At 71.5% G+C, this 22,421-nt stretch carries 20 protein-coding genes and 1 tRNA gene; 4 read left to right on the forward strand and 17 right to left on the reverse strand.

The window, feature by feature from the left end; genetic code table 11:
* Positions 1-96 precede the first annotated feature (96 nt).
* Together ABZ027_RS40690 and ABZ027_RS40695 are read right to left on the reverse strand one after the other, a co-directional pair.
* Complete coding sequence (locus ABZ027_RS40690) at positions 97-723, reverse strand: AAA family ATPase (RefSeq protein ID WP_356777683.1); 627 nt, start codon at positions 721-723, stop codon at positions 97-99.
* An 84-nt stretch (positions 724-807) separates the two neighbouring features.
* Positions 808-1,638: an SDR family NAD(P)-dependent oxidoreductase gene (locus tag ABZ027_RS40695; RefSeq protein WP_356777685.1), complete on the reverse strand. Its 831-nt coding sequence runs from the start codon at positions 1,636-1,638 to the stop codon at positions 808-810.
* A 193-nt stretch (positions 1,639-1,831) separates the two neighbouring features.
* Between ABZ027_RS40695 and ABZ027_RS40700 the strand changes: the two genes are divergently transcribed.
* Positions 1,832-2,776 carry a virginiamycin B lyase gene (locus tag ABZ027_RS40700; protein ID WP_356777687.1) on the forward strand — a complete coding sequence of 315 codons (945 nt, stop codon included), beginning with the start codon at positions 1,832-1,834 and terminating at the stop codon, positions 2,774-2,776.
* A 44-nt stretch (positions 2,777-2,820) separates the two neighbouring features.
* On the opposite strand, the gene ABZ027_RS40705 is transcribed toward ABZ027_RS40700, so the two are convergent.
* The gene (locus tag ABZ027_RS40705) at positions 2,821-4,455 is read right to left on the reverse strand and encodes a CocE/NonD family hydrolase (RefSeq protein WP_356777688.1); all 1,635 of its coding nucleotides are present in this window, start codon (positions 4,453-4,455) and stop codon (positions 2,821-2,823) included.
* A 177-nt stretch (positions 4,456-4,632) separates the two neighbouring features.
* Between ABZ027_RS40705 and ABZ027_RS40710 the strand changes: the two genes are divergently transcribed.
* Together ABZ027_RS40710 and ABZ027_RS40715 are read left to right on the forward strand one after the other, a co-directional pair.
* Positions 4,633-5,349, forward strand: a complete 717-nt coding sequence (locus ABZ027_RS40710; protein WP_356777720.1) for a TetR/AcrR family transcriptional regulator — start codon at positions 4,633-4,635, stop codon at positions 5,347-5,349.
* 365 nt (positions 5,350-5,714) lie between these two features.
* The gene (locus tag ABZ027_RS40715; protein WP_356777690.1) at positions 5,715-6,029 is read left to right on the forward strand and encodes a hypothetical protein; all 315 of its coding nucleotides are present in this window, start codon (positions 5,715-5,717) and stop codon (positions 6,027-6,029) included.
* On the opposite strand, the gene ABZ027_RS40720 is transcribed toward ABZ027_RS40715, so the two are convergent.
* Positions 6,011-6,095 (reverse strand) — tRNA-Leu (locus ABZ027_RS40720). The genes ABZ027_RS40715 and ABZ027_RS40720 overlap by 19 nt on opposite strands.
* A gap of 143 nt (positions 6,096-6,238) precedes the next feature.
* Between ABZ027_RS40720 and ABZ027_RS40725 the strand changes: the two genes are divergently transcribed.
* A complete protein-coding gene (locus tag ABZ027_RS40725) occupies positions 6,239-7,567 on the forward strand; it encodes a DUF2254 domain-containing protein (RefSeq protein WP_356777692.1) in 1,329 nt (442 codons plus the stop codon).
* Between the two features lie 122 nt (positions 7,568-7,689).
* On the opposite strand, the gene ABZ027_RS40730 is transcribed toward ABZ027_RS40725, so the two are convergent.
* The 13 genes from ABZ027_RS40730 to ABZ027_RS40790 form a co-directional block, all read right to left on the reverse strand.
* Positions 7,690-9,270, reverse strand: a complete 1,581-nt coding sequence (locus ABZ027_RS40730) for an aldehyde dehydrogenase family protein (protein WP_356777694.1) — start codon at positions 9,268-9,270, stop codon at positions 7,690-7,692.
* A gap of 363 nt (positions 9,271-9,633) precedes the next feature.
* Complete coding sequence (locus ABZ027_RS40735) at positions 9,634-10,671, reverse strand: sugar phosphate isomerase/epimerase (protein WP_356777696.1); 1,038 nt, start codon at positions 10,669-10,671, stop codon at positions 9,634-9,636.
* Positions 10,672-10,757: 86 nt separating this feature from the next.
* The gene (locus ABZ027_RS40740) at positions 10,758-12,215 is read right to left on the reverse strand and encodes a nucleotide pyrophosphatase/phosphodiesterase family protein (RefSeq protein WP_356777698.1); all 1,458 of its coding nucleotides are present in this window, start codon (positions 12,213-12,215) and stop codon (positions 10,758-10,760) included.
* Positions 12,212-13,381: a metabolite traffic protein EboE gene (gene eboE, locus ABZ027_RS40745; protein ID WP_356777700.1), complete on the reverse strand. Its 1,170-nt coding sequence runs from the start codon at positions 13,379-13,381 to the stop codon at positions 12,212-12,214. Before eboE ends, ABZ027_RS40740 begins: the two co-directional genes overlap by 4 nt.
* A 3-nt stretch (positions 13,382-13,384) precedes the next feature.
* Positions 13,385-14,233: a TatD family hydrolase gene (locus tag ABZ027_RS40750; protein ID WP_356777702.1), complete on the reverse strand. Its 849-nt coding sequence runs from the start codon at positions 14,231-14,233 to the stop codon at positions 13,385-13,387.
* Positions 14,233-14,949, reverse strand: coding sequence for an EboA domain-containing protein (locus tag ABZ027_RS40755; protein ID WP_356777704.1), 717 nt, complete (start codon positions 14,947-14,949; stop codon positions 14,233-14,235). The genes ABZ027_RS40750 and ABZ027_RS40755 overlap by 1 nt, the downstream gene beginning before the upstream one ends.
* Positions 14,946-15,854, reverse strand: coding sequence for a sugar phosphate isomerase/epimerase family protein (locus tag ABZ027_RS40760; protein WP_356777706.1), 909 nt, complete (start codon positions 15,852-15,854; stop codon positions 14,946-14,948). Before ABZ027_RS40760 ends, ABZ027_RS40755 begins: the two co-directional genes overlap by 4 nt.
* Entirely contained in the window at positions 15,851-17,089 is a 1,239-nt protein-coding gene (locus tag ABZ027_RS40765) for an SCO3242 family prenyltransferase (RefSeq protein ID WP_356777708.1), read from the reverse strand. Before ABZ027_RS40765 ends, ABZ027_RS40760 begins: the two co-directional genes overlap by 4 nt.
* A complete protein-coding gene (locus tag ABZ027_RS40770; protein WP_356777710.1) occupies positions 17,086-18,279 on the reverse strand; it encodes an inositol-3-phosphate synthase in 1,194 nt (397 codons plus the stop codon). The genes ABZ027_RS40765 and ABZ027_RS40770 overlap by 4 nt, the downstream gene beginning before the upstream one ends.
* 88 nt (positions 18,280-18,367) lie before the next feature.
* Positions 18,368-19,750 (reverse strand): ThuA domain-containing protein, encoded by a 1,383-nt coding sequence (locus tag ABZ027_RS40775; RefSeq protein WP_356777712.1) that lies wholly within the window; start codon positions 19,748-19,750, stop codon positions 18,368-18,370.
* A gap of 15 nt (positions 19,751-19,765) precedes the next feature.
* Positions 19,766-19,894: a hypothetical protein gene (locus ABZ027_RS40780; RefSeq protein WP_356777714.1), complete on the reverse strand. Its 129-nt coding sequence runs from the start codon at positions 19,892-19,894 to the stop codon at positions 19,766-19,768.
* An 82-nt stretch (positions 19,895-19,976) separates the two neighbouring features.
* Positions 19,977-20,987: a sugar phosphate isomerase/epimerase family protein gene (locus ABZ027_RS40785; protein ID WP_356777716.1), complete on the reverse strand. Its 1,011-nt coding sequence runs from the start codon at positions 20,985-20,987 to the stop codon at positions 19,977-19,979.
* A gap of 14 nt (positions 20,988-21,001) precedes the next feature.
* Positions 21,002-22,258: a Gfo/Idh/MocA family oxidoreductase gene (locus ABZ027_RS40790; protein WP_356777718.1), complete on the reverse strand. Its 1,257-nt coding sequence runs from the start codon at positions 22,256-22,258 to the stop codon at positions 21,002-21,004.
* Positions 22,259-22,421: the final 163 nt, after the last annotated feature.

Raw genomic sequence — 22,421 nt, forward strand, 5'->3', positions numbered from 1 at the left:
CCTCCGTGCGGTGAAGATTCGACACCTCCACCACACACGGAGGCCTTCGCCATGATCAAGCCCGGCCAGCGTTAACAACGCTCGTGATCAATACATCTAGACGCCCCGCGCCATCCGCTGCTCACCGACGGCCGCGAGCACCGCGTCCGCCACCTCCGTCACCGGCCGTCCGCCACCCCCGTCGACGCGCCGCAGGCCCAGGCTGTCGACGGCGGCGGTCATGAGGGTCTGGTAACGCTCAGTGCGGGCAAGGAACTTGTCCATCAGGTGCCGTTCGTCGTCCGTCGCGGTCGTGTAGTGGCCGGAGTGATGCACGCGGTCGCGTACGACGGAGTGGTCGGCGGTGAGCCAGACGGCCGCGGTTCGTGGGAGCCGCGACTCCGCGACGCGGGCCGGCCAGAGGGCCGAGCCTTCCAGGACCAGGCCCGTCCGAGCGCCGCCCTCCGTGGCGTGGGCCGTGATCAGCTCCTCGATCCGGGGCCACAGGCGTTCGTAGTGGTCGAGGACCGAGGCGATCAACTCGTCGACGGTGAAGGCACGGTAGTGCTCGGCGACATGATCCGGCACCTCCCGCTCCGGTGTCCGCCAGGGCCGCCCGGGGTGTCGCGCCAGCAAGTCCGTCGACCGGTGGGCGAACCCGAGCCGCTCCGCCACCACCCTGGCGACTGTCGACTTGCCGACGTTCGACGTCCCGCCGATCAGCACCACCCGCACATCGCCCATACCGACGACCCTACTGATCCCCCGTATCGATCCCTCGCGTCGATCCCGAGAGCTCGGCCGGGCGAGCGGCGGCCCGCCGCGGAGTCAGCCCGGCGCCCGGCGGCTGAGGGACTCCCAGGCCCGGTAGTGCTCGGCTCGGGTCCGGTCCCACTCCTGGACGAGGTCGAAGGACCGGCTTCCGACGATCAGGCGCCGCGGTGGGTCCGGCATCTCGGCCAGCTCCATGACGACGGGCGCCGCGGTACGAGGGTCCGGCCCGGCGTCATCGCCGAACATCTCGACCAACCGGGCCCGCAGGGTGTCGTAGGCCGGGTTTGGCTCGGTCACCGTGGTGCCGGTCGTGAAGAGGCCAGTGGTGTATCCGCCCATCTGTACGATGACGACCTTGATCCCGAACTGCTCGACCTCCATGGCCAGCGCGTCGCTGACGGAGTCGAGGGCCGCCTTGCCCGCGCCGTAGAACCCGACGGAGGCCACGCTGCCCGCGCTCGCGCTGCCCATCGTGGTGATCTGGAGGAGACGCCCGCCGCCCCGCGCCCGCAGGTGGGGGATGGCCGCCTGGGCCACCCACACCGCGCCGAAGAAGTTGACGTCCAGGTGGGCGCGGATCTGCTCCTCCGTGGACTCCTCGACCATGCCGTACAGCAGACCGCCGGCGTTGTTGACCACGACGTCGAGCCGCCCGAAGGCCGCGGCCGCCTTGTCCACCGCCTCGAAGACGGCCGCACGGTCGGAGACGTCCAGGGAGATCCGCAGAAGATCTTCCGGGTACCGCTCGGCCAGTTCGGCGAGCGGTTCGACATCACGGGCGGCCGCCGCGACCCGCGCTCCGGCGGAGAGTGCGGCCTCGGCGAACGCGCGGCCGAGCCCGCGCGACGCACCGGTGACGAACCAGACCTTGCCGGTCGACGACATGTGACCTCATCCCCTTTTGGTGAGCCGCGACGGGCGGCCGACTGCCGCCATGGGTTCCGTGATACGGACCGTTGCGTCTCGCAAAGCTATCCAGCCCGCGCGCCGTCCGCCACCCCTTTAATGCCGTTGCGCCCGCCCCTCCCCCACGGGCAGGGTGCGACGACGTCCCACGAGAACACCGAAAGGACCCACCGTGCAGCACTCCGAGGCCCCTGCCATCACGGAGATCCGCGTGGCGGACGCCAAGGACGGCCCCTACGGCATCACGACCGGCCCCGACGGCGCCCTGTGGCTCACTCTCGTCCACAGCGGCCGCATCGCGCGTCTCGCGCCGGACGGAGAACTGACGGAGCATCCGCTGGACTCGCCCACCTGCCGACCGACGGTCATCACGCCCGGCCCCGACGGGGCACTGTGGTTCACCCGGTCCCAGGACCACCGGATCGGCCGCGTCACCGTCGAGGGAGACGTGCGCTCCTTCACCGTACCGACGCCCGACAGCGGCCCCTTCGGGATCGTCGCCGGCCCGGACGGTGCCATGTGGTTCACGCAGATGAACACCGACCGGGTCGGCCGGGTCACCGTCGACGGGACGATCACCGAGTTCGTCCTGCCCACGGAGCGCGGCTTCCCGTCCGCGATCACTCTGGGACCCGACGGCGCCCTGTGGTTCACGCTCCACCAGGCGAACGCGATCGGCCGTATCAGCGTCGACGGCGCCAGCACCCTGCACCCCCTGCCCACTCCCGGCGCCGGACCGGTGGGCATCACCAGTGACGGTGCGGCCCTGTGGTTCGTCGAGATCGCGGCGGGACAGGTCGGCAGGATCTCGGTGGACGGCCGCATCGAGGAGTTTCCGCTGCCCGACCGCACCGCCAGGCCGCACGCCATCGTGGCAGCCGCGACCGGAGACTGCTGGTTCACCGAGTGGGGCGCCAACCGAGTCGGCCACCTCACCGTGACCCAACAAGCGGCCAAGACCACGGATTCCGGGACCGTCCGCATCGTCGAGCACGCCCTCCCGTCCCCGTCGTCCGAGCCGCACGGCCTCACGGTGGGACCCGACGGCGCGATCTGGGTGGCTCTGGAGACGGGCGGGGTGGCGCGGGTGGAGCGGGGGCCACGGGTGTCGCCGTAGCCGCCCGACTCCCCCGGCCCCAGGCACTTTTCACCGGCACCGGCCTACACGTCCGGCTGATGGCCACCGACGGGCTGGGCAGCCGGCGCACTCTGAGGAAGCATCAACACCGACCCGGCATGGAGGGTCGTTCGTATCGGTGTGAACGTCTTGGCGTCGACCGACGGCTCCCCGGTGCCCGGATTGCGGGCATAGCGCGGATGGGCGCCTCCGCTGATCTGCCAGCGCATACGATGACCGGCGGCGAAGCGGTGGGCGGTGTAGCTCATCGGCACGGTGACCTCCGACGGCGTCTGCCCCACGGTCCTCAACTGAGCCAGCCCGTCACAGACGTTGGTGGAACGCCCTTGCGGGTCCACATCGCACAGGCGGGTGAAGACATCGGCGTACCCGGTGTCGGTGGAGACACGCAGCCGCGCGGAGACCGGGCCGATGACATCCACGGGCTCGGACAGCGGCGGACCGGTGAAGGTCACAACGTCGTCTCGGGCCTCCAGGGCACTATTGTCGCGTGGGCCGGCGGTACGGGAGAGCAGACGGCCACCGAGCGACGGGGTGGGGTCCGCCGGGTCGTAACGGAAGGACGTCAGCGGTTCGTTGCCCGTGGGTGCCTGTGGGGTCAGCTGCCCGTCCGGGGCGGAGAACCACGACGCGGTGGCCGGGGACAGCGGATAGCCGTCGAGATCCCGCCACGCGTTCTCGCCGCCGACGTGGATGCGCGCTGCGGTGGGGCGCAGTCCGGAGCGGTCACCACACAGGTGCGCACGCAGCCAGGCGAGGCTCTCGGCGAACACCTCGGGCCAGCCCTGTTGAACTGCGGACGTGTGGGTCCACGGGCCGACGAGCAGGGCGGTCTCGCATCCGGCCTGCTGAAGCCGGTCGTACTGCTCGAGGGTCTGGTCGACCAGCGCGTCGTGCCATCCGGTGATCAGGCTGGTGGGCACGCCCAGCCGCTCCGCCGCCTCCCCTGGAGACGCGCCGGACCAGTACGGATCGTCGACATCCGGGTGTGTCATCACGCCGTCCAGCCACGGCACTTCACGCCCGAGGGCTGACACGTACGCACCGCGCAGCGGTTGCGCGGTGATGACTCCGCGCAGTCGGCGCTGCAGGCGCAACGTCGCTCGCAGGAACGGCGCCATCCCCCGGTGCTGGTACTCCATGCCGACGCCGACGAGAAGGGCGTTCTCCAGGTGGAGCGCACCGTCCGTGTGGAACAGGGCGTAGGGATCGTGCAGACCCACCTGCACCACCATCGCCTTCAGCTCCGGCGGCGGGTCCAGGGCGAGCGCCCACTGCACATACCCGAGGTAGCTGGGGCCGATGGTGCCCAGTTTTCCGTTGAACCACGGCTGCCCTCTCAGCCAGGCCACCGTGGCCTGGCCGTCAGCGGCCTCGTTGCGCCACAGATCGAACTGACCGCCCGAGCCGCCGGTACCGCGGCAGCTCTGCAGGACCACGTGGAAACCTTGTTCGGCGAAGAGCATGCCGTACATGGGTGACCACGGCAGGCCCCTGCCGTACGGCGAGCGCACGAGAAGGGTGGGGAAGTCTCCCTCCGCGCGAGGAAAGTAATGATCCGTGATCAGAGGGCTGCCGTCAGCGGCCGAAACCACCAGACCCGGCTGCCACCCCACTTCGTGCCGTTTGGCGGGGAGGCCGCGCCAGATGCTTCTCATCAGCCGCGAGGACAACGGCGGTTTCCCGGGAGGCGGTGTCCAGGCCGGGTTCGACGCGGCGTCGTGCGTAGGTGATGTCATCATTCCCCTCCACCATTCTCGTACGTCGTACGACAATAGTGGATGCTTGGATGGCCTGTGCAAGGGCCACTGCGCGAGGAGAAGGAGACAACGAAGATCGTGACCCGTGATGGCGCGTCCGGCAGGGGCGTTGACCCGCAACAGCTCTGGTTGAGCCCCACCGGGCCGCGCAGGGGGCGCAGGCCCGCCTTCAGCCGCGAGGCGATCACGGTGGCAGCCGTCGCCCTGGCAGACACCGAAGGGCTTGACGCGGTCACCATGCGGCGGGTCGCCTCGCAGGTCGGAGCCGGCGTCATGTCGCTCTACAGTTACGCCCCCGACAAGGAGACGCTGCTGGAACTGATGGTCGACCACGTCAGCGGCGAACTGCCCACGACGGACGCCCTCACGGGTGCCTGGCGCGTCGACCTCAAGGCAATCGCCCATCTCCAGCGCGCCCTCATGCTGCGGCACCCCTGGCTGCCCGGCGCACTGTCCACCCGCAGGACACCCGGCCCCAACGCCCTGGCCTTCCTGGAACGGGCCCTTGCCGCCCTGCGCCCCACCGGTCTGGACGGGGCGGCGAAACTGGAGGTCTTCGCCCAGCTCACCGCGTTCGTGGCGGGCCACGTCGGCTACGAGATCACGCAGGCCACAGCGGCACAGTCGCCCGAACGGGCCACAGCCGAAGCCCGCTACCTCGCCGCTGTCGCCGGCGACGGCCACCACCCCGAGCTGGCCGAGGCCCTCGCCGCACCCGGACGCCCCCTCGCTCCCAAAGCCACCTTCACCCGCTTCCTCAACCGCCTGATCGACGGCCTCGACGCCGACTGATCCGGAGCTTGTCGACCACCCCGCACCGCAGGTACACGGGCATCTCGTTAACGGTTAACCGTCGACGATGCCCCGACCTCAGCGTCCGCAGCTTCTCCGTCCCGCTGGACGACATCGAGCACACCAGGTGGAGCGATGGGGCAGATGCGGTGACGTACGGTCAGCCCGGCCGGTAGTCCTACTACCAGGACTGCTGCGCAGTCGTGTGCCCGAACGGTGTTGGGCACGCTGGTCGCCCGCTTTCGATACGCTGCCGGGCGGCACGCACGCCGGCCTTCCTCGACACCCAGCACGCCGCCGATTCCGACTCCGGAGGTTGGCAGCCGCAAGCTCCCGAACTCGCCTCCCGCCTGGACGACTTCCGTGTGCGCCGGCACGAAGGCGACCGGACCGCCGCGCTGCTCTCGCTGCGCCCCTACGCGGAGCTGCTCGCTTCGGCGTCGCAGGTCATCCGCGAGGGCGTAGCCGATCCCGGCTTCCTCCAGGACTGCGTCCCCTGGCTCAATGCGCTCACCCTCTGGGGCGCCGCGCTGACGACCTGCCTCGACGCCCTTGAGCGAAGGCCGGCCGGCGCCGCCCTCGACACCGGGCCTCCCTGGTCGTATGACCACGAAACGCAAAAGGTGCCGGCCGAGAATCAGCCGGCACCCATGTGCCTGTGTGTCCGAGGGGGGACTTGAACCCCCACGCCCGATAAAGGGCACTAGCACCTCAAGCTAGCGCGTCTGCCATTCCGCCACCCGGACGAGGTGTCCGCCGCCTGGACGGGGGTGTTCCCCGCGGCGACATGGACAACAATACCAAGCTTTCGGAGTGCCTTTCACCTGCGTTTCCGTCGTCCGAGCGCCGCTCCCGGACCGGCGGCGCCGGTGACCCTAAAGGTCTCACCATGAGCGACTGGATGGTTACGGGCGGCCCGGCCACGGGGCGCCGCCCCCGGGCGTTGTCGCCGCTCAGGGAACACCTGCGGGACACGTTCTGGTTCGCGCCCGTCGCGGCGATGGTGTGCGTCTTCGTGGTGTGGGCGGTGGCTTCGGAGATCGACACCCGGATCATCGCGGCGCTCCAGGACCAGCAGGACTACGACACGGTCAAGGAATTGCTGAAGTTCGCCGACGACGCCAGGACCGTGGTGACCACGGTGAGCTCGGCGATGATGACCTTCATCGGTGTCGTCTTCAGCATCTCGCTGGTCGCCGTGCAGATGGCTAGCGGCCAGTTCAGTCCGCGGGTGGTGCGGATCTTCGTACGGAGCAGGATCACGAAGGCCACGTTCGCCGTGTTCCTGGCGACGTTCGTGCTGACGCTGCTGGTGCTGACCTCGTACGGCAGTGATCAGGATCCCCGTCTGGTCTCCTCGGTCCCGCTGGTGCAGTCGGTCCTCACACTCGTCATGGTCGGGCTGAGTCTGCTGCTGTTCGTGATGTACGTGAACTCGACGCTGCGGCTGATGCGGATCAGCCATGTGATCGACCGGATCGTCGGCGAGGCCTTCCGGGTGGCCGCGACGATGCCGACGGGCACACCTCCGGAGGAGGGCGCGCTCGGGCCGGTGACCGCGTGGATCGCCCACGACGGGCGGGCCGGTGTCCTGCGGGACGTCGATATCGCGCGGCTGGTGCGGGTGGCGCGGCAGCACGGTGTCGTCCTGAGGCTGATTCCGCGGATCGGGGACTTCGTCGTCCCGGGGACGCCCGTCCTGGCGGTCCATGGCAGATCCGCACCGCCCCGTCGCGCCCTGCGCCGCACCGTGTCCGTGGGCGTGGAACGCACCTTCCACCAGGACCTCGGTTTCGGGCTGCGCCAGCTGTCCGACATCGCGCTGAAGGCCCTCTCCCCCGCGATCAACGATCCGACGACCGCCGTGCAGGCCCTGGACCGGATCGTCCAGTTCCTCGCCGCGGTGTCCCGGCGTCCGCTGGACGCGTCGGTGTACCGGGATCGGCGCGGTGAGCTGCGGCTGGTGCAGCCGGTGCCGGGGTGGACCGATCTGGTGGATCTGGGGTTCACCGAGATCCGCGGCTGTGCGGTGGGAAACCCGCAGGTCACACGGCGCCTGCTGGCCGGGGTGGACGATCTTGCGCTCCTCGCCCCCGAGGAGCGGCGGGCTCCGCTGCTGCGTCATCGGGCACTGCTCGCGCAGGCCGTCGAGCGGCACACTCCCTCGCCCGCGGACCGCGCGTTCGCCCTCCGGCCGGACCGGCAGGGCATCGGCTGACGGGTGGCGCCGGATGGGCGCGGCGGGCACGGGCGGTTCGTCGCGGGTGGCCCCGCCGGTGCTCCGGAACTGATCGTCAGCCATGCCGGCAGAGGAGTCGGTACGGCTGACGATCGTGTTCCTCACGGCATGAGGTGGTAGTCCGGGAAGTTGCCGGGGAGCCGCTCCCCGGCCGGGCCCAGGGTCACGGCGCGCACGAGGAGCTCGCCGCCGACGAACGCGCCGCGCCAGGACGCGCCGAACCCGCCGAACAGCTCGTCGCGGTCGCCCCGCGAGCGGGGTGTGCCGTGGCCGACCTTGAACGCGCGGATCTGCGGGGCCAGCCGTTCGAACGTCGCCGGGTCGTCCGTGGACAGCGTGGCCACCAGCGCGCCGTTGGAGGCGTTCATCGCGGCCAGCAGCTCCGCCTCCGTGTCGACCAGGACGATGGTGTCGACGGGGCCGAACGGCTCCGCGTGGTGCAGCGGGGAGGACGGCGGCGGGTTCAGGAGCGTGACCGGCTGGACGTACGCGGAGGTGTCCTGGCCGGGCAGGAACCGGGCGTCGGGCTGTCGGCCGCGGTGCAGGGGGACGGCGCCGCGCTCGACGGCCTCGGTGACCTGGTCGTGCAGTTCCTTGGCCTTGGCCGCGTTGATCACCGGTCCGAAGTCCAGCTCCGGGTATGGGTCGTCAGGCTTCTCCACAGCCAGCGGGTGCCCGACGCGCAGGGTGCGGACCGCCGGGAGGTAGGCGGCCAGGAACTCGTCGAACAGCTGCCGCTGGACGACGAAGCGCGGGTACGCCGTGCACCGTTGCTTGCCGTAGTCGAAGAGCTTGGGAACGATCGCGGTGAGCGCGTCCCAGTCCGTGTGGTTCCAGATGCCCCAGGTGTTGAGTCCCTCCTGTTCGAGTATGTGTCGCTTGCCCAGGTCGGCGACGGCCGTGGCCACCGCGGCGCCGGTGTCGCGGCCGCCGACGAAGGAGACGCAGCCGATCTCCGGTGCGCGCACCAGCGCCTTGGACAGCTCGCGGCCGCTGCCGCTGACCAGGGTGACGGGAATCCCCTCGCGGGCGGCGAGCGCGCAGGCCAGCGTCAGGCAGGCGACACCGCCGTCGGTCGGGGTCTTGGCGATGACCGCGTTGCCTGCCAATGCCTGTACCAGCACTGCGTGAACGAGCACGCTCATCGGGTAGTTCCAGCTGGCGATGTTGGACACCGGGCCGTCCAGCGGAACCCGGCCCGCCAGCATGGGGTCGATGCCGTCGACATACCAGCGCACACCGTCGATGGCCCGGTCGACATCCGCCTGCGCGAGCCGCCAGGGTTTGCCGATCTCCCAGACCAGCAGCAGCGCGAGCAGTTCGCGGTGTTCGGTGAGGGCGTCGAGGGTGGCGGCGACGCGGGCGCGGCGCTCGTCGAGGGGGAGGTGGCGCCAGGCTCGGTGCTGGTCGAGGGAGGCGCGGACGGCCTGCCGGGCGGTGGCCTCGTCCAGCCGGGGCGGGCCGGCGATCGGACTGCCGTCGACCGGACTGGTGGCGGGCAGGGTACGGCCGTCGGCCCGCCAGGCGGAGCCCCAGAGGTTGAGGACGCGGTCGTCCCGGAAGGCCTCGGGGGCGACGGCGAGACAGCGTCGCCAGGCGTCGGCCCAGGACGTGCCGGACTTCAGGGTGAGGGCGGGTGCTTGGGTTTCCATCGGGGTGTTCGGGGCGAGAGTGGGTGCCATCGTTAGCTCCGCTCACAGTGCACGGTCGGGGGCGGGGGTGCATGACTCGTCGCGCGCACGGGTCGCTCGGGCGGGCGCGGACGACGGGTGGCGGGCGCGGACCATCGTGGGGAGGAAGGTAGTGCTGTCGGCTGGCGCGAGACAGTCACCCCACGTCAACTCTCGGTGGTGTCACGCTCGGTGTTCAGCCGGTCGAGCACCCGCCGGGCCGTCTTCGTCGGTGCGGACGATCAGTTCGGTGTCGGGGTCGTCCTGGAATGCGTCACCAACTCCCCCGAACCTCACCCGCCGGCTGATCCGTCGCGTACGTGAGGAGGCCCTCCCCGGTGCGGGGAGGGCCTCCTCACGTCGAGCTCCCGTGGGTCAGCACTTCTCCCGCAACGAGTGCAAGTGGGCACTCGAACGGCGTGCGAAGGTGAAGGACTCGGTCGGGTTGTCGTGCTCGGCCTGCCAGTGGTGGGCCATGCGTTCGCCGCGCAGCCGGGTCACGGCGGAGATGAACCGCTGGTAGTCGATGTCGCCGTCACCGACGTCGGTCATCCGGTAGCCGTACTGGTTCGCCGGGTCGCTCACGCCGTCCTTGACGTGGAAGAGCGGGTAGCGGTGCGGTTGTCTGAGGACGTAGTCGAGCGGCTCGAAGGGGGCGGGGGTGCCGTCGGGCCGCTTCGAGAAGCGGAACTGCCCGGAGTACGCCCAGAAGATGTCCATCTCCAGGAAGACGAGGTCGGGGTCGGTCTCCGCGAGCAGCACGTCGTAGAGGCGGACCTTGGGGTTGTCGGTGGCGAAGGAGAACTCCTCCGAGTGGTTGTGCTGGTAGAACTTCATGCCGCGCGCCCGCGCCGCCGCGCCGTACGTGTTGAACTCCTCGGCCGCCCGCTTCCACGCGTCGACCGTGGAGCCGTAGCGGAACGGCCCGGAGGCGGTGCCTATGTGCTTGAGGCCGAGGGCCTGGGCGTCGTCGAGGACCTTGGTGAGGTTCTGCGCGAAGGTGTAGGCGTTCGGGTCGTCGGCGTAGTAGCCGACGTGGCTGCCGATCGGGTTCAGGCCGTGGTTGTGTGCCAGCCGCTTGAGCTGGGCGAGCGTGATCGGGCCCGCCGAGCCCTGGGTGTATCCGGCGAACTCGACCTCGTCGTAGCCGTATTTCGCCAGTTCGGCGAAGACGGGCGCGAAGCCCAGCGTGGAGACCTTGTCGCGCAGGCTGTAGAGCTGGATACCGAGCCGACCGGGCGGCAGGACGGGACGACCACGGCCGCCACCGGCGGCGGTCTCGGCGGCGGCCGTCGCCGGCGAGGCGGCGGCACCCAGCAGTGCGGCGGCGGTGGCGCCCGCGGCCACGCCGAGCATGCCGCGCCGGGTGAGTCGGTGGGTGAGTTCGGGATCCGTCTGGGAGGTGCGGCTCATGCCTGGAACTCCTCGGTGTCGGAGGGCGTTGTCAGTGGTGAGTGCTTCACTTGTGACCAGTCAGCACAGACAGACAGTCGGACCGGTCAGGACAGACCGGCCAGGTGGAGCAGCAGTGCTTTCACGTCGGTGGCCGCGACACGGCCGTCGACAGCTTGGGGGGTGGAGCAGATGAGGAGCGGACCGTCGTCGTCGCTCGCCGGGAGGCGGCCGTGGCTGCCACGAATAGGTGAGGGATCCAGGGGCACGACCGCCATGCGGTAGCGCAGCCCGAGTTTCTTGCGGGCCAGCGCCGTCGCCGCCTTGACCTTCACATAGGGGTCGAGCGGGTCCATGAAGAGTTCGACCGGGTCGTAGCCGGGTTTGCGGTGGATCTCGACCAGTCGCGCGAAGTCGGGCGCGCGGTCGTCGTCGAGCCAGTAGTAGTACGTGAACCAGGCGTCCGGTTCCGCGACGGCGACGAGTTCGCCCGCGCGCGGATGGTCGAGGTGGTGGGCCTTCTTGCCCTCGTCGTCCAGCAGTTGCTCGATGCCGGGCAGGCCGTCGAGGGCGGCCCTGGTCGCGTCCAGATCCTCGGGCCGGCGGACGTAGACATGGGCGATCTGGTGGTCGGCGACCGCGAAGGCACGGGAGGCCATCGGGTCGAGGTACTCCATGCCGTCCTGTGTGTGCACCTCCAGCAGTCCGGCGCGGCGCAGGGCGCGGTTGATGTCGACGGGGCGCTCGGCGCGGGTGATGCCGTACTCGGAGAGCGCGACGACGGTACGGCCCTCGGCGCGGGCGTCGTCCAGCAGTGGGGCGAGGGCCGCGTCCAGGTCGGTGGCCGCCTTGAGGGAGCGCGGGTCGTCGGGGCCGAAGCGCTGCAGGTCGTAGTCGAGATGGGGGAGGTAACAGAGCGTCAGGTCAGGGTGGCGGGTGCGCAGGATGTGCCGGGTCGCGTCGATGATCCAGCGGCTGGAGACCAGGTCCGCGCCGGGTCCCCAGAAGTGGAAGAGGGGGAAGGTGCCGAGTTTCTCGGTGAGTTCGTCGTGCAGGGCGGCGGGCCGGGTGTAGCAGTCCGGTTCCTTGCGGCCGTCGGAGTAGTAGATGGGACGGGGGGTGACGGTGATGTCGGTGTCGGCGCCCATGGCGTACCACCAGCAGATGTTGGCGACGGTGTAGCCGGGGTGCGCGCGACGGGCGGCGTCCCAGAGTTTGTCCCCGGCGACCAGACCGTTGTGCTGGCGCCACAGGAGTACGTCGCCGAGCTCGCGGAAGTACCAGCCGTTGCCGACGATGCCGTGCTCCGACGGGTGGGTGCCGGTGAGGAAGGTGGACTGGGCCGCGCAGGTGACGGCGGGCAGGACGGTGCCGAGGGGCGCGCGGGAACCGGACTGGCCGAGCGCCTTGAGGTGGGGCATGTGGTCGAGGAGACGGGGGGTGAGGCCGACGACGTCGAGGACGAGGAGGGGCACGGGGTGCTCGGCGCCGCTCGCGCTGTCGGCGCCGGAGTGGGCCTGGGTGGGCAGGTCGGCTTCGGCGCCGGGAGAGGTGGGGCTGCTCATGGGAGTTCCTTCAGGCCGAGGTCGGTCAACAGGTCGCGGGCCAGGGCCAGTTCGGCGGCGATGCCGTCGGCGAGCTGGGTCCGGCCGCGGGGCCTGAGCTCGGGCGGGAGCGCCTGCCAGGTGTAGGTCTCGACCTCCAGATGGCGGGTGAGGGGGGTCGGGCCGCCGACGAGCCGGGTCAGGGCGGTCTTCAGGACGGGCAGCGTGGAGGTGAGGGGCGCGGCTGGGTCCGCGTGCAGGGGGACGTGGAAGTGGGCGCGCCAGGGCGCCCCTTCGGGCAGGGTCTCGCCGGCGAGGGCCTCACCGAGGTCGTCGGTGCCGCGCAGGCCTGCGGCGGTGGAGGTGCGGGCCTGGTGCAGGAAACGGGGTTCGTCGAAGGCGGCGAGGGCGGCGCGGACCTCGGGGAGGTGGGGGTGCTCGGCGTGCAGGGCGGCCGAGAGCTGGGACTTGATGACGGGAATGCCGGCGTCGGCGAGCGCGTCGATGGCGGTGTGCGGATCTTCGAAGGAGGTGGCGAGGTGGCAGGTGTCGACGCAGATGCCGATCCGGTCGTGGCCGATCGCGGTCAGCGGGGTGATGGCGTCGTGGGTGGTCTCGACGACGCAGCCGGGTTCCGGTTCGAGTCCGAGGCGGATGGAGCGTCCGGTCAGCTCCTCCAGGGCATCGAGTCGCTCGGCGAGGGTGAGCAGGGCCGTGCGGGCCGTCTGTGCGGTGCGCTGGTCGTGGGCGGTGCGCCAGGCGAGCGGGAGGGTGGAGATGCTGCCCTCGGTGACGTCGTCGGGGAGCAGTCCGGCCAGGACGCGGGCCAGGGCGAAGGTGTGGTCGAGGCGTTCCGGATCGGCCCAGTCGGGTTTGTAGACACGGTACTTGACCTCCTCGGCGCCGAATCCCTGATACGGGAAGCCGTTGAGGGTGACGACTTCGAGTCCGCGTCGGTCGAGTTCGGTGCGCAGTCGGCGCAGCGCGGACGGGTCGCTGACGAGGGCCTGCGCCGCGTCCCGGGCGAGCCACAGCCCAATGCCGAGCCGGTCCCGGCCGAGGCGGCGGCGCACGGGTTCGCAGTGGTCACGCAGTTGCGCGAGGACGCCGTCGAGGGTCTCGGCGGGATGGACGTTGGTGCAGTAGGCGAGGTGCACGGTGCTGCCGTCGGGGTGCCTGAAGCGCATCGTTCACTCCCCGCCGCGCAGGACGGAGTTGCCCTCGTGGGTGCCGGAGGGGTCCGGGACGTCGAGGACCAGGCGGCCGCTGAGCCCGTAGAAGGCGACGGGGTTGCGCCACAGCACCTGGTCGACGTCGTCCTCCCCGAAGCCGCTCGCCAGCATGGCGTCGGCGACGCTTCGGGTCTTGAGGGGGTCGCTTCTCCCCCAGTCCGCCGCGGAGTTCACGAGCACCTTCTCGGGCCCGTACTCCTTGAGGATCACCACCATCCGTTCCTCGTCCATCTTGGTGTCCGGATAGACGGAGAAGCCCAGCCAGCAGCCGCTGTCCCTGGCCTCCTTGACGGTGTTCTCGTTGAGGTGGTCGACCAGCACTCGCTCCGGCGGCAGGGCGGATTCGCGGATCACGTCGAGGGTGCGGCGCAGGCCGGCGAGTTTGTCGCGGTGCGGGGTGTGGACGAGGGCCGGCAGTTCGTGGTCGGCGGCGAGCTGGAGCTGTGCGGCGAGGGCGGTGTCCTCGGCCGGGGTCATCGAGTCGTAGCCGATCTCGCCGACGGCCACCACCTGGTCCTTGACGAGATACCGGGGCAGTTCGTCGAGGACGGGGAGACAGCGCGGGTCGTTCGCCTCCTTGGGGTTGAGGGCGATCGTGCAGTGGTGGGCGATGCCGTACTGGGCGGCCCTGAACGGCTCCCAGCCCAGCAGGGAGTCGAAGTAGTCGAGGAAGGAGGCGGGCGCGGTGCGGGGCTGGCCGAGCCAGAAGGACGGCTCGACGACGGCGCGGATGCCCGCGGCCCGCATGGCCTCGTAGTCGTCGGTGGTGCGGGACGTCATGTGGATGTGGGGGTCGAAGAGGCGCATCAGGACTCCTTGCCGTCGAGGCCGCGGGTGCCGGGGTCGGCGGGTGGCGTGGGCGTGGGGCCGGTCAGGGTCTGGACGCGGCGCAGGTCCTCGGGCACGGGGCGGCCGGCGGCGGTGCGTTCCTCGGCGTAGTCGTGGAGCATGCGGGCGAGTTCCGAGTCGGCGCGGGCGCGCCGGTCCAACTCGCTCACCTCCGCCACGGGAACGCCGGTGAACAGGCACTTCAGGACGGCGTGCCGCCATGCGTGGGCAGGCAGATGCCGGGCGGCGTAGGGGCCGACGGCGGCGGCCAGGAGACGGGTGTCGTTGGTGCGCAGGGCGTCCTCGATCAGCGGGAGCGCCTCGGGTCCGGGCACCAGGTGGGGCAGGGCGTACAGGACGGCGCGGCGTTCCGCGGCGGTGCCCTGGACGTACACCCGGGAGACGGCGTCCAGGTCGGCGCGGGCCGCGTGGAGGATCAGGACACGGACGGCGTCGGCGTACTCCGGGCCGCAACGGCGTCCGGCTTCGGCGAGCCGGAGCTCCCACGCGGAGATGGGGCCGTTGGTGCCGGGGCGGGCGGCGGCCTCGTCGAGGGCCTGGTCCAGCCAGGCGCGGGCGGCTTCGTCGAGGCCGGTGACGACGTGGTGATGCAGGTCGGACGGCTGGGTGTGGGCGAGGGTGGTGCCCTGGGTGCCGACCGCGGGGGGCGCCGGGTGGGCGTGCGCTCGGGTCATGGGGTGCTCCCTTGTGAGGGCGCGGCTGCGTGCCGGAGGTAGGGAAGGGAGAGTTCGGCGAAGTGGGGGCCCGCGTGGGAGTGGCGGGGCAGTTCGACGACGGTCAGGCCCTGGTAGCCGGTGGCGGCGAGGGCCGCGAGCACGGGCGGGAAGTCGATCTCCCCGTCCCCGAAGGGGAGGTGTTCATGGACGCCGCGGCGCATGTCCTCGATCTGGACGTGGCGCAGCCAGGGAGCGGCGGCGCGTACGCAGTCGGCGGGCGGGAACGGTTCGAGGCACTGGCAGTGGCCGATGTCGAGGGTCAGACCGAGGAGTTCGGGGTCGCCGAGGGTGCGGCGGAGCCGGTGGAAGTCCGCGAGGGTGGCGAGGAGGTGGCCTGGTTCGGGTTCGACGGCGAGGGGGACGCCGGCTGTGCCGGCCGCGTCCAGGACCGGGTCGAGTGCCTCGGCCAGGCGTTTCCACGCGGTGTCCTCGTCGGTGCCGGCCGGTGTGATCCCGCTGAAGCAGTGGACGGCGTGGGCGCCGAGGTCGGCGGCGACACGGACCGCGCGGATCAGCAGGTCGACGCGCCGGGCGCGGTCGTCGGGGTCGGGGTCCAGCAGGGACGGACCGTGTTTGCGGCGTGGGTCGAGGACATAGCGGGCGCCCGTCTCGACGGTGACCGTCAGGCCGAGCTGGTCCAGCCGGTGTGCGAGGCGGCGAGTGCGGGCCGCGAGGTCCGGGGCGAGCGGGTCGAGGTGCATGTGGTCGAGGGTCAGACCGAGGCCGTCGTAGCCGAGGTCGGCGAGCAGGGTCAGGGCGTCGTCGAGACGGAGGTCGGCGAGGCCGTTGGTGCCGTAGCCGAAGCGGAGGGCGGTGGCGTCGGGTGCTGCGCCGTTCGCCGGGTGGAGGGCCTCGGGGTTCATGTGACGCTCACCTTCTTCGCGAACCTCGCCGCGAGCGGGGCCAGGGCCGCGGTGAGCAGTGCGGTGACGGACGCGCCGGAGCGGGCGGTGAGGGCGGACTGGAGGGGGATGGTGGCGCGGATGCCGCCGCCGACGGCTCGTTGGGTGAGCTGGGGTGACGGATTGAGGGTGGCGTGGAGGTAGGGGCGGGCGGCGGTGGCGGCGTAGGAGGCGGCGAGGGTGGTTGCCAGTGCGGTGCGCAGGGTGCCGGCGGCCGGGCGCTTGAGGGTGCCGTGCCTGGTGGCCTGTATGGCATCGGGGATGCCGCTCGGTTTGCGGGCCGGGTGTGTCAGGAGTCGCGTGAGTACGGCGGTCGTGGCCAGGGCGCCGAGGGGAGCCAGGGGTGAGCCGCCTGTGGTTTCCCTCCGGGAGACGGTGGTGACGGCGAGGGTGTGCGTGCCCAGCAGGGCGGCCGACGGCAGGGCTCGGCGCATCCTGCTCGCGGCAGCCGACGGTGCGGCGGCGGGGGCCCTGTTCCGTGCCGTTGTGAGCGTGGCCAGGACTCCGAGGGGCGTCCCGGATGTGGTGCCGGTGCCGGTGCCGGTGCCAGTGGGGGGTGTCGTGCCCCTTGTCCGGCTCCTGCCGTTCGTTCCCGTGGTGGCCGCGGCGCCGAGCAGCAGGTCGAGGCCACGGGCGGTGGCCATGGCGAAGGGACCTGCCGGGGTGTGCTTCAGGGCGAGGTCGTACGCCCACACGGTCGCGGCCAGCGGAACCGCCACGGCCAGGGCGGGCCGGCCGGCGCAGGCGGACAGGGACAGTCCCGCGCCGGTGAGGGCGCACGCCGCCGTGAGAGCGGCGGTCGGGCGGATCCGGCCGGAGGGGAGGGGACGGTGCGGACGTTCGGCGGCGTCCTCGGCCCGGTCGGCCCAGTCGTTGAGGGCCATGCCCGCCTGGTACAGGCACAGGGAGGAGCCGATGGCGAGCAGGGTGCGGGAATCGACTCGTGCGCCGACCGCGGCGGCACCCGCGAGGACGTCCCCGGGGACGGTGAACAGGGCTGGGAGGCGCAGCAGTTCGGCCCAGGCACCGACGCCGACGGCGCCCTGTGCGGGCCCGGTGCCGACCGACCCGTCGGTGTCGGTAACGGTCCGGCTCTCGGGAGGTGGCGGGGCGGGCAGACCGCTGATTCCGACGGGTGCGCCCGGCTGGGCGGCACCGTTGACGCGTCCGGGCGCCGGTTCGGTTCGGCCGCTCATCGACCGTCCCCCCGTTCGTCCGCCGCCGGGACCGGGATCTCCCCGGTCCGCTCCGGTGGACGTGAACCGGAGTCACCGTCCCGCAGCCGCTGCGCGAACCCCACGAGTGCGGCGTACTGTTCGCCGAGCGCCGCCGGGCCCTCGCCCACGGGGTCCTTGAAGTAGAAGCCCAGTTCACTCAGCGGTCCCGACAGTCCCTGCTCGTGGGCGCGGGCGGTCAGGCGGGCCAGGTCGAGGACCAGGGGGGCGGCCAGCGCCGAGTCGCAGCCCTGCCAGATGGTCTGGAGGATCATGCGGGCGCCGAGGAAGCCGTCGAAGGCGATGTGGTCCCAGGCGGTCTTCCAGTCACCGAGCACGGGGACGTCGTCGATGTGGACCTCGCCCTCGGGGACCGTACCGAGGGTGTCGGCCAGCACCCTCTCCTTGCCGGCGTTCTTCGCCGCCGCGGCGGCCGGGTCGGCGAGGGCGGCTCCGTCACCACCGCCCAGCAGGTTGCTGCCGGACCAGGCGCGGACGGCGAGGGCCCGCTGCGCGAACATGGGGCCCAGTACCGAGCGCAGCAGCGTCTGGCCGGTCTTGCCGTCGCGCCCCGCGTAGGGCAGTCCGCTCGTCGCCGCCGGGGCCGCGAGCGCCGGGTGGTGCAGTCCGGTGGAGGGGGTGAAGTTGACGTAGGGGCAGCCCGCGCGCAGCGCCGCCGCCGCGTACAGGGAACTCGGGGGCAGGGACCGGCCGGTGGCCGAAGGTTCGGTGGAGGCGACGTTGATGACCACCGCCCGCGCCAGCCCGTGTCGTCGTACGAAGTCCCGCAGGTCCGCGGCGAAGGCGGCGATGAGTTCCTCCTCGCTCCGTGTGTCGCCGGGGAGCGGGCCGCCGGGGGCGATCTCCCGGTCCGCGGCGGCGAGTTCGGCCTGGACCGCCGCCGCGAGGCCGGGTGGCAGGACGCCGCCCGCCGTGAGGGTCTCCGCGTGTTTGGGCAGCGGGCAGTCCACCGTGTCATGGCCGCCGAAGACCAGCGAGGCCAGCGGTGGCAGGCCGCTGTCGGCGAACGCGGGGGACTCGGTGGTCAGGCCGGTCGGCGGGTGCAGGCCCGCGGTCACTGCGGCGCAGCCCGCCACGACGGTGGTGGCGACGGAGCCACGGGCGCCGATCAACCAGACTCCGACGCGCGGAGCGGAAACGGACGCGGACATGGGCAGCCTCCTTCTCGAACACGACGTACGCCCCCCGAATGGGGAGGATTCGGCGGGCGGAGATCCGACGTCCCCCGCCCGCCGCCGTTCAGTGGCCCTGCGAAGCCGTGCGGGCCGGGGACTTCGCGGGCAGTTCCTTGATCCGGATGTCACGGAACGACACCCGGTCGTCGGATCCGTGGTTCTGGATGCCGATGTGTCCGTCGCCGAGGCTCCGGGCCGGGTCGGTGTTGGTGAAGTCGTTGATCTGCACGCCGTTGAGCCACAGGCGCAGGCGTTCGCCTTCCACCCGGATCTCGTACGTGTTCCACTCCCCCGGCGGGTTCAGCGCCCGGTCGCGCCTGCCCAGGTCCGCGGACTGGAAGCCGTAGACGGACCCGGTGGTCTTCTCCGGGACGTCGGTGGCGTCGATCTGGATCTCGTAGCCGTTGTCGACGGCCGACCACGGGTCGTCGGAGGGCGGGAATCCCACGAAGACACCGGAGTTGTCGTCGCCCGACTCGCCGGACATCCGCCAGTCGAGTTTCAGGGAGTACGCCCGGAAGCTCCGGTCGGCGTACCAGAGCATGCCCATCCCGCCGGACGACGTGAGGGTGCCGTCGGCGCCCAGGGTGAAGGATCCCGGGCCGGCCTGATGCCAGCCGGAGAGGGAAGCCGGGCTGCCGTCGAAGAGCGGACGGTATCCGCTCTCCGGCCGGCAGTCCGCCTGGGCGTCACCGACCGCGTACCGGATGCCACCCAGCAGGTGCCGCAGGAATGCCGGTTCGGCGTAGGACTCCTTGGTGTGGCCGAGGCCGGTGTAGAAGGCGCGGCCGCCCTGGTAGGTCTGGCACCAGGCGATCGGGTGATCGCCGTTCATGGTGCCGCCGGTGTACGACGACTCGTCGAGGGAGGCGAGGACGTGGACGCGGCCTCGGGGGTTGGAGCGGTAGTTGTACCACTCGTCGGTGCGTTCCCAGGCCCGCGGGAGCCCCGAGGTCGCCGGGTGCGCGCCGTCCTCGACGGTCATCGTCGCGGGCTGGATCGCCGGGTGGGACTGGAAGTAGGCGCCGGCGATACCGCCGTAGAACTCCCAGTCGTACTCGGTGTCGGCGGCCGCGTGGACGCCGACGTAGCCGCCGCCGCGGTGGATGTAGCCCTCGAAGGCGCGCTGTTGGGCGGGGTCGAGGACGTCTCCCGTCGTGGAGAGGAAGACGACCGCGTCGTAGCGCCGCAGGGTGCGCGTCGTGAACACGCCCGCGTCCTCGGTGGCGTCGACCTTGAAGCCGTCGCTGTCGCCCAGTTCCCTGATCGCCGCGATGCCTGCGGGGATCGAGTCGTGCCGGAAGCCGGCCGTCTTGGAGAAGACCAGCACCCGCGGGCCGTGGACCCCGTCCGAGGATGCGGCCTGTGAGGACGCGGGGCCCGAGACGCAGCCCAGGAGCAGGGCCGCGCCCGCGATGGCCGTGACGAAGCGCCCGGTGGAGCGCATGAGGATCACCTCCGCTCAGCTCGTGGGGAGGACGAAGTCGTCGACCAGCGTGCCGCCCGCTCCGCCCGAGGAGACACGGAAGGACAGGCGTCGTCTGTGGGTCGGGGGTCCGTCGGTGCTGGTGGTGCCGTCGTTCGTGTGCACGGGTGCCTCCAGAAGGGGCCGGTTGTGCATGCGGGTGCCTTGCGCCGGGGTGCGCCGTCACCCCGGAACTCACAAAGAGGAACTAGGACTGGTCGTTGCCGCCGAACGCCGCGTCGAAGGAGGCGGACGGCGGCTCGAAGTCGTACGCCTTGAGGCGGGCCAGTGCCTCAGGCGCACCCTGGAGCCGGTCCATGCCGGCGTCCTCCCACTCGACGGAGATCGGGCCCTGGTAGTCGATGGAGCGCAGCATCCGGAAGACGTCCTCCCAGGGGACGTCGCCGTGGCCCGCGGAGACGAAGTCCCAGCCCCGGCGCGGGTCGCCCCACGGCAGATGGGAGCCGAGGCGTCCGTTGCGGCCGTCGAGCCGCTTGCGGGCCTCCTTGCAGTCGACGTGGTAGATCCGGTCACGGAAGTCCCACAGGAAGCCGACCGGGTCGAGGTCCTGCCACACGAAGTGGGAGGGGTCGAAGTTCAGGCCGAAGGCCGGCCGGTGGTCAACGGCCTCCAGGGTGCGCTGCGTCGTCCAGTAGTCGTACGCGATCTCGCTGGGGTGGACCTCGTGCGCGAACCGCACGCCCTGCGCGTCGAAGACGTCGAGGATCGGGTTCCAGCGCTCGGCGAAGTCCTCGTAACCACGTTCGATCATGGTTTCGGGGGCGGGCGGGAACATCGCGACCAGGTGCCAGATCGCGGAGCCGGTGAAGCCGATCACGGTGTCGACGCCGAAGGCGGCCGCGGCGCGCGCGGTGTCCGCGATCTCGGCGGCGGCCCGTTGCCGGACGCCCTCCGCCTCGCCGTCGCCCCAGATACGGGCGGGCAGGATCGCCTGGTGGCGTTCGTCGATGATGGCGTCGCACACCGCCTGGCCGACCAGGTGGTTGGAGATCGCCCAGCACTTCAGTCCGTACTTGTCGAGCAGTTGGTGACGGGAGTCCAGGTACGAGGGGTCCGCGAGTGCCTTGTCGACCTCGAAGTGGTCACCCCAGCAGGCGAGTTCGAGTCCGTCGTAGCCGAAGTCGCGCGCCCGGCGGCAGACCTCTTCGAGCGGGAGGTCCGCCCACTGACCGGTGAACAGCGTGAACCTGCGCGGCATGTGTGTACGCCTCCTCAGATCGCGACGGGTGTGTAGACGGAGTTCTTCTCCGCGCTCTCCTCCACGGCCGCCAGCACCCGCTGCACCTGCAGCCCGTCGGCGAAGGAGGGTTCGGGGCGGCGGCCCTCGTCGATCGCGTGCACCAGGTCGCGGGCCTGGTGGACGAAGGTGTGCTCGTAGCCGAGACCGTGGCCCGGCGGCCACCAGGCCTCCAGGTAGGGGTGCTCGGGTTCGGTGACCAGGATGCGGCGGAAGCCGGCGTGCGCTCCGGGTTCCGTGCCGTCGTGGTAGGAGAGTTCGTTGAGGCGTTCCAGGTCGAACGCCAACGAGCCGCGCTCGCCGTTGAGTTCGATGCGCAGGGCGTTCTTGCGGCCGGTGGCGTAGCGGGTTGCCTCGAAGGAGGCGAGAGCTCCGGAGGCGAAGCGGCCGGTGAACACGGCGGCGTCGTCCACGGTGACCTGCCCGGCGCCGTTGGCCGAGACGGCCGCCAGGCCGCTGGTCGGCCCGGCGGGCAGTGGGCGTTCCCTCACGAAGGTTTCGGTGAGCGCGGAGACCCCGGCGAGCTGTTCACCCGTCAGGTACTGGGCCAGGTCGATGATGTGCGCCCCAAGGTCACCGAGCGAACCGGAGCCCGCGCTCTCCTTGCGCAGCCGCCAGGTGAGGGGGAACTGCGGGTCCACCAGCCAGTCCTGGAGGTAGGTCACCCGCACGTGCCGCAGGGCTCCGAGGCGGCCCTCGGCGACCATGGAGCGGGCCAGCGCGGTGGCGGGCACCCGCCGGTAGTTGAAGCCGACCATCGCCACCTGCCCGCGCTGGTGGGCCGCTTCGGCCGCGGCGGTCATCGTCTCGGCCTCCTCGACGGTGTTCGCGAGGGGCTTCTCGCACAGCACGTGCTTGCCGGCGGCCAGCGCGGCGAGGGCGATCTCGGCGTGACTGTCGCCGGGGGTGCAGATGTCGACGAGGTCCACGTCGTCCCGTTCCAGCAGGGCCCGCCAGTCGGTCTCGGTCGCCGCCCAGCCGTGCCGGTCGGCCGCCGCCCGGACCGCGGTCGCGTTGCGCCCGCAGATCACGGACAGCACCGGGCTGCGGGGGAGGTCGAAGACACGGCCCGCGGTGCGCCAGCCCTGGGAGTGGGCAGCGCCCATGAAGGCGTAGCCGATCATGCCGACACGCAGTGACGGCTTCTCGTCCGCAGGCCTCGGTGGACGCGCTGCCCCGGCCGTCCGCGGGCGCTTCGCCCCCGCCCCTTCTGACTGCTGCGGCTGTGCCATACGCGATGTCCTCCTCGTGGTGGCGCGGTGGGGGGTGCAGCCCGGTCCGTCGATGGACCGGGCTCCTTGGGGGTGTCCGCAAAGTCGCGTCGTCCGCCCGAAGGGCGGGCCCTGCGACGTCATGGGGGTCCCCCCGCTCGAGCGAAGCCGAGAGTGGGGGAGC

The sequence above is a fragment of the Streptomyces sp. NPDC006332 genome (assembly GCF_040612855.1).
Taxonomy (GTDB): Bacteria; Actinomycetota; Actinomycetes; order Streptomycetales; family Streptomycetaceae; genus Streptomyces.

Bases quoted from the DNA above. Each gene is read 5' to 3' on its own strand.
- ABZ027_RS40690 (WP_356777683.1), bottom strand. From the start codon at position 723: ATGGGCGATGTGCGGGTGGTGCTGATCGGCGGGACGTCGAACGTCGGC.
- ABZ027_RS40695 (WP_356777685.1), bottom strand. From the start codon at position 1,638: ATGTCGTCGACCGGCAAGGTCTGGTTCGTCACCGGTGCGTCGCGCGGG.
- ABZ027_RS40705 (WP_356777688.1), bottom strand. From the start codon at position 4,455: ATGAGAAGCATCTGGCGCGGCCTCCCCGCCAAACGGCACGAAGTGGGG.
- ABZ027_RS40725 (WP_356777692.1), top strand. From the start codon at position 6,239: ATGAGCGACTGGATGGTTACGGGCGGCCCGGCCACGGGGCGCCGCCCC.
- ABZ027_RS40730 (WP_356777694.1), bottom strand. From the start codon at position 9,270: ATGGCACCCACTCTCGCCCCGAACACCCCGATGGAAACCCAAGCACCC.
- ABZ027_RS40735 (WP_356777696.1), bottom strand. From the start codon at position 10,671: ATGAGCCGCACCTCCCAGACGGATCCCGAACTCACCCACCGACTCACC.
- ABZ027_RS40740 (WP_356777698.1), bottom strand. From the start codon at position 12,215: ATGAGCAGCCCCACCTCTCCCGGCGCCGAAGCCGACCTGCCCACCCAG.
- eboE (WP_356777700.1), bottom strand. From the start codon at position 13,381: ATGCGCTTCAGGCACCCCGACGGCAGCACCGTGCACCTCGCCTACTGC.
- ABZ027_RS40750 (WP_356777702.1), bottom strand. From the start codon at position 14,233: ATGCGCCTCTTCGACCCCCACATCCACATGACGTCCCGCACCACCGAC.
- ABZ027_RS40755 (WP_356777704.1), bottom strand. From the start codon at position 14,949: ATGACCCGAGCGCACGCCCACCCGGCGCCCCCCGCGGTCGGCACCCAG.
- ABZ027_RS40760 (WP_356777706.1), bottom strand. From the start codon at position 15,854: ATGAACCCCGAGGCCCTCCACCCGGCGAACGGCGCAGCACCCGACGCC.
- ABZ027_RS40765 (WP_356777708.1), bottom strand. From the start codon at position 17,089: ATGAGCGGCCGAACCGAACCGGCGCCCGGACGCGTCAACGGTGCCGCC.
- ABZ027_RS40770 (WP_356777710.1), bottom strand. From the start codon at position 18,279: ATGTCCGCGTCCGTTTCCGCTCCGCGCGTCGGAGTCTGGTTGATCGGC.
- ABZ027_RS40775 (WP_356777712.1), bottom strand. From the start codon at position 19,750: ATGCGCTCCACCGGGCGCTTCGTCACGGCCATCGCGGGCGCGGCCCTG.
- ABZ027_RS40785 (WP_356777716.1), bottom strand. From the start codon at position 20,987: ATGCCGCGCAGGTTCACGCTGTTCACCGGTCAGTGGGCGGACCTCCCG.
- ABZ027_RS40790 (WP_356777718.1), bottom strand. From the start codon at position 22,258: ATGGCACAGCCGCAGCAGTCAGAAGGGGCGGGGGCGAAGCGCCCGCGG.